This is a genomic window from Micromonospora sp. DT44, from assembly GCF_049841635.1.
In the GTDB taxonomy this organism is placed as follows: Bacteria; Actinomycetota; Actinomycetes; order Mycobacteriales; family Micromonosporaceae; genus Micromonospora.
In genome coordinates this window covers 26,636-35,965 of sequence record NZ_JBNCKS010000063.1, presented here as the reverse complement: position 1 = coordinate 35,965, position 9,330 = coordinate 26,636, and the positions used below count along the sequence as shown (strand labels likewise).

General features: G+C 71.6%; 9 protein-coding genes. 7 read left to right on the top strand and 2 right to left on the bottom strand.

The features are described from left to right. Positions 1–318 precede the first annotated feature (318 nt). The 4 genes from ACLQ25_RS27830 to ACLQ25_RS27815 all read left to right on the top strand — a co-directional run bounded on the left by ACLQ25_RS27830 (position 319) and on the right by ACLQ25_RS27815 (position 2,935). Positions 319–1,365 (top strand): hypothetical protein, encoded by a 1,047-nt coding sequence (locus tag ACLQ25_RS27830; protein WP_425733728.1) that lies wholly within the window; start codon positions 319–321, stop codon positions 1,363–1,365. Next, a complete protein-coding gene (locus tag ACLQ25_RS27825; protein WP_425733727.1) occupies positions 1,362–1,763 on the top strand; it encodes a helix-turn-helix domain-containing protein in 402 nt (133 codons plus the stop codon). Before ACLQ25_RS27830 ends, ACLQ25_RS27825 begins: the two co-directional genes overlap by 4 nt. Before the next feature lie 34 nt (positions 1,764–1,797). Beyond that, positions 1,798–2,217 (top strand): VOC family protein, encoded by a 420-nt coding sequence (locus ACLQ25_RS27820; RefSeq protein ID WP_425733726.1) that lies wholly within the window; start codon positions 1,798–1,800, stop codon positions 2,215–2,217. Positions 2,218–2,284: 67 nt separating this feature from the next. Beyond that, positions 2,285–2,935, top strand: coding sequence for a histidine phosphatase family protein (locus tag ACLQ25_RS27815; protein ID WP_425733725.1), 651 nt, complete (start codon positions 2,285–2,287; stop codon positions 2,933–2,935). 7 nt (positions 2,936–2,942) lie between these two features. Here the strand turns inward: ACLQ25_RS27815 and ACLQ25_RS27810 are convergent, their stop codons facing one another. Beyond that, positions 2,943–3,533, bottom strand: coding sequence for a hypothetical protein (locus ACLQ25_RS27810; protein WP_425733724.1), 591 nt, complete (start codon positions 3,531–3,533; stop codon positions 2,943–2,945). A 168-nt stretch (positions 3,534–3,701) separates the two neighbouring features. Between ACLQ25_RS27810 and ACLQ25_RS27805 the strand changes: the two genes are divergently transcribed. The 3 genes from ACLQ25_RS27805 to ACLQ25_RS27795 all read left to right on the top strand — a co-directional run bounded on the left by ACLQ25_RS27805 (position 3,702) and on the right by ACLQ25_RS27795 (position 8,773). Then, complete coding sequence (locus ACLQ25_RS27805) at positions 3,702–6,089, top strand: M4 family metallopeptidase (protein ID WP_425733723.1); 2,388 nt, start codon at positions 3,702–3,704, stop codon at positions 6,087–6,089. A gap of 111 nt (positions 6,090–6,200) precedes the next feature. Beyond that, entirely contained in the window at positions 6,201–6,968 is a 768-nt protein-coding gene (locus ACLQ25_RS27800) for an enoyl-CoA hydratase/isomerase family protein (protein WP_425733722.1), read from the top strand. 176 nt (positions 6,969–7,144) lie between these two features. Then, a complete protein-coding gene (locus ACLQ25_RS27795) occupies positions 7,145–8,773 on the top strand; it encodes a serine/threonine-protein kinase (protein ID WP_425733721.1) in 1,629 nt (542 codons plus the stop codon). 72 nt (positions 8,774–8,845) lie between these two features. Here ACLQ25_RS27795 and ACLQ25_RS27790 read toward each other — a convergent pair whose 3' ends face one another. Next, positions 8,846–9,289, bottom strand: coding sequence for an HNH endonuclease (locus ACLQ25_RS27790; protein WP_396800063.1), 444 nt, complete (start codon positions 9,287–9,289; stop codon positions 8,846–8,848). Positions 9,290–9,330 lie beyond the last annotated feature (41 nt).

Here is a 9,330-nt window from a genome sequence, read left to right as displayed (position 1 = left end):
CAACTGGCACACCGGCCAACCGGTCATGCGATCCCTGACCGCCTACGACCACTGACCCCTTGGAATCGATCATCTAGAGCGACCGGCGATAGGTCCAAGATCCGGACATGCGGGGACCTGCGGGTAGGAAGCAGGCGCGGGTTCATTGATCATCGGGGTCCCACCTCAAATGCAGCCCAGATCGGCTTCAGCCCAATCGCTCAGAATATCCGGCGCGCCGCGCTGCCACCGTCGACTCGCTGACCGCGCTGCCGGCGTGCGTGATCGATGGTCGGCCACTCCTATAGTTCGGGTATCACCCGACCGTCGAGGAGTCGCATGAGCCCGCTCGTCGCGATCGCCGGCAGCGCCCAGGTCAACCGCTCCTACTCGCCGGCCGTACGCGATCCGGAGGCCGCGCCCGCCGCGGCGGCCGAGCTGGGCGCAGAGCTCGCGCGGCAGGGTTGCCGCATCGTCGTGTACTCCAGTGATCCCGACTACCTGGAACGAGATGTCGTACGCGGCTACGTGGGCTCGGGCCGGGCGACGGCCGGTTCGATCCTGGTTCGTGGTCGGTACCAGCAGGACGTGGACTTCGAGGAGGCCCAGCGGCATCCGGAGTTGTTCGCCGTCGTGCCCGAGTCGACCGACGACTGGGAGGTCAGCTTCTACCGGTCGCTGCTGACGGCTGACGCGCTGCTGCTGTTGGGCGGTGGACGCTCCACGTTCATCGCCGGGCTCATCGGCCTGTCCCGTCGTATCCCGGTCGCTGCGGTCGCGGCGTTCGGCGGTGGCGCGGAGAAGACGTGGCAGCGACTCAACAACGAGCGTGGCGTCGCCACCGAGGAGGAGGTGGCGTTGCTGGCCCGACCCTGGCAGTCGGCAGCAGCCGGCCCGATCGTGACCGCGCTCTGCGCCCAGGTGCGGCGTCGCGCAGATGAGGAACGCGCTGCGGGCGCCGCTGGTCGGCGTACGGTGGCGGGCCTGGTGACCGCGCTGGTCCTGCTGCTGCTCGCCCTGGCGACGATCCCGTTGGCGTATGCCGCGCCGGCCGGTGGGTGGCAGAACGTGGCGGTCCTGGTGGCCGCGCCGATGATCGCGTCGGTGTGGGGCGCGATCGTGCGCAACGCGTACGACGGCAACGGCCACTGGCTGCGGGCGGCGGCGTTGGGGTCGGCCGCTGGTGTCATCGCCTTCCTGCTGTTCGTGGCGGCGCAGCTCTCCACCAACCCGGGCCTGCTCGACGGTGACGCGGCGCGGAGGTTGGTCTTCTTCGTGCTGGCCATCGGGTTCATCGGCGGGTTCACCTCCGAGGTCGTCTACGCCAAGCTGCGCGATCAGGACGTGACGCAGACACCGGTCCTGCCGCCCGGCGGCCCCCGGTGAGTCGGGCCGTGGAGGAGTCCAACCGGGCGATGCTGCGCGCCCGCGACGCGATGGACCGGTCGTACGCCGAACCGCTGGACATCCCGGCGCTGGCTCGGATCGCGCACGTCTCCGAGGCGCACTTCATCCGGACGTTCCGGGCGACCTTCGGCGAGACGCCGCACCGCTACCTGCAACGCCGCCGGGTGGAGCGGGCCATGACGCTGCTGGTGGAGACCGACCGGGACGTGACGGACATCTGCTACGCGGTCGGCTTCGGCAGCCTGGGTACGTTCAGTCGGACGTTCCGGCAGATCGTGGGTGAGCCGCCCTCGGAGTTCCGGCGTCGCCGCGTCGCCGCCGGCAACGTGCCGTCCTGCTTCACGAAGGCCTGGACGCGTCCCAGCAGTTTTGGATAAGCAGCAGGTCGGGGCCACCCTCTACGGTCGTAGCATGACGATGAACGCGATCAGCCGCTCCCAGATCTACGTGCTCGACCAGGACGAGGCGCTTGACTTCTACGTGAACAAGCTCGGCATGGAGGTCAACACTGACCAGGATCTCGGCTTCATGCGCTGGCTGACGGTCAACCTGCCCGGTGACCCGGAGCGCGAGATCCTGCTGGAGAAGCCCGGCCCGCCGGCGCTGGACCCGGCGACGGCCGAGCAGGTGCGGGAGCTGCTCACCAAGGGTGCCCTGGGCGGGTACCTCTTCATGACCACCGACGACGCCCACAAGACCCACGACGACCTGGTGGCGAAGGGCGTCGAAATCACCGACGAGCCGACCGAGCGCCCGTACGGGATCGACTTCGGCGTCCGGGACCCGTTCGGCAACAAGATCCGTATCGGCCAGATGTTCCCCCGGGCGTAGCCGCAAGATCAAGAAACCGGAGGGCGCGGGCCAGCACCGCGCCTTCCGGTGTGTTGGGGTGTACGGCATGCGAACGCGGCTGCTCTACCTCACCCGACACGGCGAGCAGGACCTCACCGGGCACGCCGACACGGGCTCGACCGAGCCGGACACCGGCCTGTCCGAGCGCGGCCGGCGGCAGGCGGCGCTGCTCGGCGAGCGGCTGCAAGGGCGGTCGTTCGCGGCCGTCCACCACGGGCCGCTGCGCCGGGCCGCGCAGACCGCTGAGGTGGTCGCCGCGGCACTGCCCGGGGTTCCGGCGTACGCCACCGAGTTGGCCGGTGACCACCTCCCGCACGACACGGACCCGGCCGGCCTGCCGTCGGCGTACGCCGAGTTCCTGGCCGGATTCTCGACGGCCGAGCGGGCCGACGGGCCGCGCGTGACGGCGGAGGCCGTGCGGCGCTTCACGGGGCCGGCGGAGGTCGACGAGGCGGCCGTCGTGGGGGAGCCGGTCCGCGAGCTGGTGGTGACGCACACCTTCCTGATCGCCTGGCTGGTCCGGCACGCCCTCGACGCGCCCGAGCGGCGGTGGCTGGGCTTGAACCACCACAACGCCGGGTTGACCGTCATCCGGTACGGCCCGGCCGGGCCACCGAACCTTGTCGCCGTCAACGACGTGGCGCACCTGCCGCCCGAGCTGCGCGGCACCGGCCTTCCCCCGGACTACCTCGTGTGACCCGCCGTCAGGCGGTGACCTTCAGCAGCAGCTCGACAAGTTCCCGGGTGGCGGGCGGCGGCGCGGGGTCGGCGGGGCAGTCGACGTACCCGGTCTCGACGGTCCCGACGGTGAGGCGGTAGCTGAACGCGTCGGCGCAGCTCGACGTGGTGGCCGTGCGACGGGCCTCGGCGCTCAGCCGTGGGTCCGTGGCCAGTCCGTGCAACCGGCCCAGGTCGGCGGTGCCGAGCTTGCCGGTACGGCGGCCGCCGGCCCGGTCCACCACGGTCCACCGCCCGTCCGGCTCGACGGTGATGTTGTCGCCGCGTCCGGCGAAACCACCGGAGCGGAACAGCGCGACCCGAGCCCGGTCGTCCGCTTTCGGGCCGCCCGGGACCGGGCCGCTCGGGGCGGGGCCGCTCGGAGCGAGGCCGCTCGGGACCGGGCCGCTCGGGGCGAGGCCGCTCGGGGCGGGGATGTTCGTGAGGTCCGGGCCTGCGGTCGCGCCGGTCACCGGGGGCAGGTCGGTGGGGTCGGCGGCCCGGTCGGTGCCGGTGCAGCCGGCCAGCAGGGCGGCCAGGAGCGCGATCGTGACGCCGGTCGTGGAGGCGGGTCTCATGTCCGTCGGACGCGCCAATGCCCGCGTCGGTTCCCTTGTCAAGGCCCTCATCCGTTCGGCCAATCTCAATGTCTGGGAGCGGTCCAAGGCTTCTCTTTTCCTCCACACATAGCTATATCTACATGCGTGACTACCCCCGTCACACCCTTTCTCCTTCCAGGAGGGCACGTGAAACGACCCCTCGCGGCCGTCAGCGCAGCGCTGCTCACCAGCGGCCTGTTGACCTGCGTCGCCACCGCGGCGCATGCTGCCGCACCTCCCGCTCCCGCGCCGGACGCATCCGCCGCGGCCCGAGCGGCGACCGTCCTGCGAACGAACCCCGGCGCGGTCCAGGGTTCCAGCGCCGAGTCCTACCAGGTGCAGAGCACCCGGGTGGACGCCTCCGGCGCGGCGCACACCCGCTACACCCGCACCTACCAGGGACTGCGGGTGTACGGCGGTGACTTCGTCATCCACACCGCGCCGAACGGCACCTACGCCGGCAGTTCGGTCGGACTCGCCGCACCGCTGACCCTCCTCACCACGGCCAAGGTCAGCGCCGACGCAGCGAAGAAGACGGCCCGCGCCGGGTTCACCGGCAAGGCCGAGACCGTGGGCGCACCGGAACTGTTCGTCGACGCCAGCTCGGGCGTGGGCCGGCTGGCCTGGGAGACGGTGGTCAGTGGCTGGCAGCCGGACGGGCAGACGCCGTCGCGGCTGCACGTCGTCACCGACGCGACCTCCGGCGCGACCGTGGGGTCGTACGACGAGATCGAATCGGTCACCGGCAGCGGCCAGGGCATCTACACCGGCACGGTCAGCATCGACGCGACGCTCTCCGGCAGCACGTACCAGATGATCGACCCGGTGCGCGGCAACGGCCGTACCTGCGACATGAACAACGGCACGTCGTCCTGCACCACGTTCACCGACGCCGACAACGCGTGGGGCACCGGCGCCAACTCGAACCGGCAGTCGGCCGGAGTGGACGCGCACTTCGGCGCCGCCAAGACGTTCGACTACTTCAAGAACGTCCACGGCCGCAACGGGATCTTCGGCAACGGCAGTGGTGTGCCGAGTCGGGTCCACTACGGCAACAACTACGTCAACGCCTTCTGGGACGGCGCCCAGATGACCTACGGCGACGGCTCAAGCAACTCCCGCCCGCTGGTCGCGCTCGACGTGGCCGGGCACGAGATGAGCCACGGCGTCACCGAGGCGCTGGCCGGCCTGGTCTACTCGGGTGAGTCCGGTGGCCTCAACGAATCCACCAGCGACATCTTCGGCAACATGGTGGAGTTCTACGCCGCCGCGCCGAGCGACCCGGGTGACTACCAGGTCGGTGAGAAGATCAACATCAACGGCAACAACACGCCGCTGCGCTACATGTACAACCCGTCGCTGGACGGCTCGTCCGACTCCTGCTGGTCCACCAGTACGAAAAACAAGGACGTGCACTACTCCTCCGGCGTCGGCAACCACTTCTACTTCAACCTCGCCGAGGGCACCGGCTCCACCTCGTACGGCACCTCGCCGGTCTGCGGCTCCGCCCCGGCGGTGACCGGCATCGGTCGTACCAAGGCGGAGAAGATCTGGTACCGGGCGCTGGACGTCTACTTCACCTCCAACACGTCGTACGTCAACACCAGCAACCCGGCGAACACCGCCCGCGCCTACAGCCTGCGGGCGGCCACCGACCTGTACGGCAGCTGCTCCACCGAGTACAAGGCCGTGCAGGCCGCCTGGACGGCGGTCAACGTCGCCGGCAACGACGCCACCTGCTCCACCGGCAACGACTTCTCCGTGTCGCTGTCGCCGACCGCCGGCTCGGTGAACCCGGGCAGCGCCGTCTCCACCACCGTGTCGACCGCCACCACGAGCGGTTCGGCGCAGACCGTGACGTTCTCCGCGTCCGGCCTGCCCAGTGGCGCGAGCGCCGCGTTCAGCCCCGCCTCGGTGACGTCGGGCGGCTCGTCCACCCTCACCATCAGCACCTCGTCCAGTACTTCGCCGGGCACCTACTCGGTCACCGTGAACGGCGCGGGGTCGGTCACCCGCAGCGCCACCTACACGCTGACCGTCAACGGCTCCGGCGGCGGCTGCACCTCGCCGGGCCAGAAGCTGGCCAACCCGGGCTTCGAGTCCGGCTCGACCGGCTGGACGGCCAGCTCCGGGGTGATCACCAGCTCCAGCGGCCAGGCGGCCCACGGTGGGTCGTACAAGGCCTGGCTGGACGGGTACGGCAGCACCCACACCGACACGCTCGCCCAGTCGGTGGCCCTTCCGGCGGGTTGCTCGTCGTACACGCTGAGCTTCTGGCTGCACATCGACTCGGCCGAGACCACCACCAGCACGGCGTACGACAAGCTCAACGTGCAGGTGCTCAACTCGGGCGGGATGGTGCTGACCACGCTGGCGACCTACTCCAACCTGAACAAGGCCTCCGGCTACAGCCAGAAGTCCTTCTCCCTGGCCGGGTACGCCGGCCAGACCGTCACCCTGAAGTTCACCGGCACCGAGGACTCCTCGCTCCAGACGTCCTTCGTGGTCGACGACACCGCGGTCAACGTCTCCTGACCTGACCGACACCCGGGACCCGGCGGCCACCGCAACGGTGGTCGCCGGGTTCGTGTCCGGGCCGTTCTGGCAATCTTGGGTCGGCTGGGTGACGTGGGAAGAGGGGTTTGCGTGTCGGACGCGGAGTTGACTGTCGCGGTGACCGGACCGGTGGCAACCGTCGTGATCCACAACCCGGCTCGCCGGAACGCGATGACGGCGGCCATGTGGCGGCAGCTCCCCGAACTGCTCGACCGGCTGGAACCCGACCCCGAGGTGCGGGCCCTGGTGCTCACCGGCGCGGGCGACGCCTTCTGTGCGGGCGCCGACCTGGGTGATCTGGCCGAGCTGCTGGACGCCGGCGACACCAGCATCGCGGTCGCCGCCGAGGAGCGGCTGGCAAGCTTCGCCAAGCCGACGATCGCGGCGATCCGGGGCGCCTGCGTCGGGGGCGGCGCGCAGCTCGCGGTCGCCTGTGACCTGCGGATCGCCTCGGACGACGCCCGGTTCGGCGTACCTCCGGCCCGCCTCGGGCTGGTCTACCCGGCGCCGACGACGCGTCGGCTGGCGCGACTGGTCGGCCCGTCGGCGGCGAAGCACCTGCTCTTCACCGCCGAGTTGATCGACGCCGAGCGGGCCCTGCGGATCGGCCTGGTCGACGAGGTGCTGCCGGGCGACCGCCTCGCCGAGCGGATGGACGACCTCACCGCGACGATCGCCCAACGGTCACCGCTGAGCGTGACCGCCGCCAAGGAGATCATCGACGACCGCGCCGGGCCGGCCCGGATCGCCTGGTGGCACCGGAAGGTCGCGGACGGCGGCGAGGCCCGCGAGGGCGTGGCGGCCATAACCGAGCGCCGGACGCCCCGCTTCGCCTGGCGGACGCCGACCGAGCGCTGACGCTGCCGGACCCGAGGCTTGATCCACCCCGGTTTACAGGAAGGCGGGGTGTCCCGTGCGCTGGGATACGCCGATTTCATTGAATCCGAGTCGATCGTGGTCGCTGAGGTTCCACCCATTGCGAAACCTCGATCCCGGGTGGTGCCGAACGTGAGTCGTACGGCAGTCTGTCGGTCGTGCAGCGTGATCAGTTGCTTGCGGGCCGCTACCGACTCCTGGAGCGTCTCGGCAGCGGTGGCATGTCGGCGGTCTACCGGGCGTACGACGAGGTGCTCGAACGGGACGTGGCGGTGAAGGTGCTCGTCGCCTCGGACCCCAACGCCCGTCAGCGGATCCGGGCCGAGGCCAAGGCTGCGGCCCGGTTGTCGCACCCGCACGTCACAAACGTCTACGACTTCGGCGAGTCACGTCTCGACGGGGTCCAGGCGCCGTTCGTGGTGCTGGAACTGCTCAACGGCGACACCCTCGAAAGACGGCTGGTCGCCGGGCCGTTGCCACCACGCGCCGCGCTGCGGGTCTGTGCCGAGGTGGCGTCGGCCATCTCGGCGGCGCACGACCAGGGGTTGGTGCACCGGGACGTGAAGCCGGGCAACGTGATGCTCACCCCCACCGGCGCGAAGGTGCTCGACTTCGGTATCGCGGCGGCCGCCGGCGACTCCGAGATCGACTTCGACGGCCGGCTGCTCGGTACGCCCGCGTACCTCGCGCCGGAGCGACTGGCGGCCGGCGAGGTCCTGCCGGCCTCCGACGTGTACGCGCTCGGCCTGCTCCTGCACCGGACGCTCACCGGTCGACTGCCGTGGGCGGCCGAGACGCAGACCGGGATGCTCCGCGCCCACGTGCACGTCGAGCCGGACCCGCTACCCGAGATCGACCGGGTGCCCGCCGAGGTCCACCGGCTCTACCACTGGTGTCTGGCCCGCAACCCCGACGACCGGCCCCCGGCCGCCGAGGTGGCCCGCATCCTGCTCACCGTCGTCTCCGGGCTGGCCGGTGCAACCGCCGCCTCCGGGCTGGCCGCCGCGTCCGGGTCCGCCACTGCTTCCGGGCCGGCTGCGGCGGACAGGTCGACCGCCGCGGACAGGGCGGTCGCCGCTGGCTCGGCCGCTGCCCGCCCGGCCAAGGATGGTGACGCCGGGGCGAACGACGCGCGCAAGGCCGCAGCGAGTGAGGACGCGGAGGTGGCCGACGGCGTGAACCGGGCTGCTTCCGATGCACCCCGGCGACAGGCCTGGCGTCGCCGACGGGTGGCGCTGGTGGTCGGCGGCGCGGTGATCGCAGCGGTGGCGGTGGCCGGGTCGCTCGGCGACTACGGCACGCGGCAGCACGACGGAACCACCCCGCGAACCGGGATCGGGACGGATGGCACGACCACGGTGGGCCTGCCGGAGACCGTCGCGCAGCCCGAACCGTCCACTGTGCGTGCGCCCGCCGAACCGTCGGCCGGTCCCACGTCGGCCGCTCCCCGCCCTGGCTCCGGAGCGGGCCCGGGTCGGCCGCCGGCCCCGGGTCAGCCGCCGCCGACCGTAGCGCCGACGGTCACGCCCCCGGGCGCGTCTCCGCCTGCCGAATCCCCAGGGCTCACGGTGCGCGCCCAGGGCGGGACGGTCACCGTCCGCTGTGTCGGGGGATTGGCCGAACTGCTCACGGTCACCCCCGCGCCGGGTTACCAGGTGCCGCCGTACGACGCGGGGCCCGCGAAGCAGGTCACGGTCAAGCTGACCGCACCCGAGCACAGCAGCGAGATCCGGGTCCACTGCGCCGCCGGCCAGCCGAAGCCGAAAGTCAAAGAACGCGACGCCTGACCCGGGGGCCGGCGGGTGCCGCGCCGAGGGCGTACCCCCGGGCGCGGCCCCCCGTTCCCGCCGGCCGGTCGGTCACCGCCCGGCGAGCGACGCCCAGCCCGGGTTCACCGGCTCGCGGCGCAGCGGCATGCCCGCCTCCGCCGGGGTCCGGTCGCCCTTGCGCTGGTTGCAGCCGTAGCAGGCGGCGGTGGTGTTTCGCCACGTGTTCCGGCCACCCCGGGAACGCGGCAGGATGTGGTCGATGGTCGACGCCGGGCCACCGCAGTACGCGCAGCAGCGGTCGTCGCGGCGCAGCACCCCGGCCCGGGACCAGGCCGGCCCGGAGTTGAACCGCCACCGGGTGACCACGTAGCGGACCAGCCGTACGACCCGGGGCAGCGGGAAGACGCCGATCACCCGATCGGGCTCCGCCTCGTGGATCTCGGCCACCCGTCGGCAGAGCATCCGGACGGCGTGCTGGACGGTGACCCGGTGCAACGGGCCGAGGTCGGCGTTGACGACGAGGACGGCATCCACCGGGACTCCTTTCCCTACAGTGGCGGCGGACAGCGAAGAGC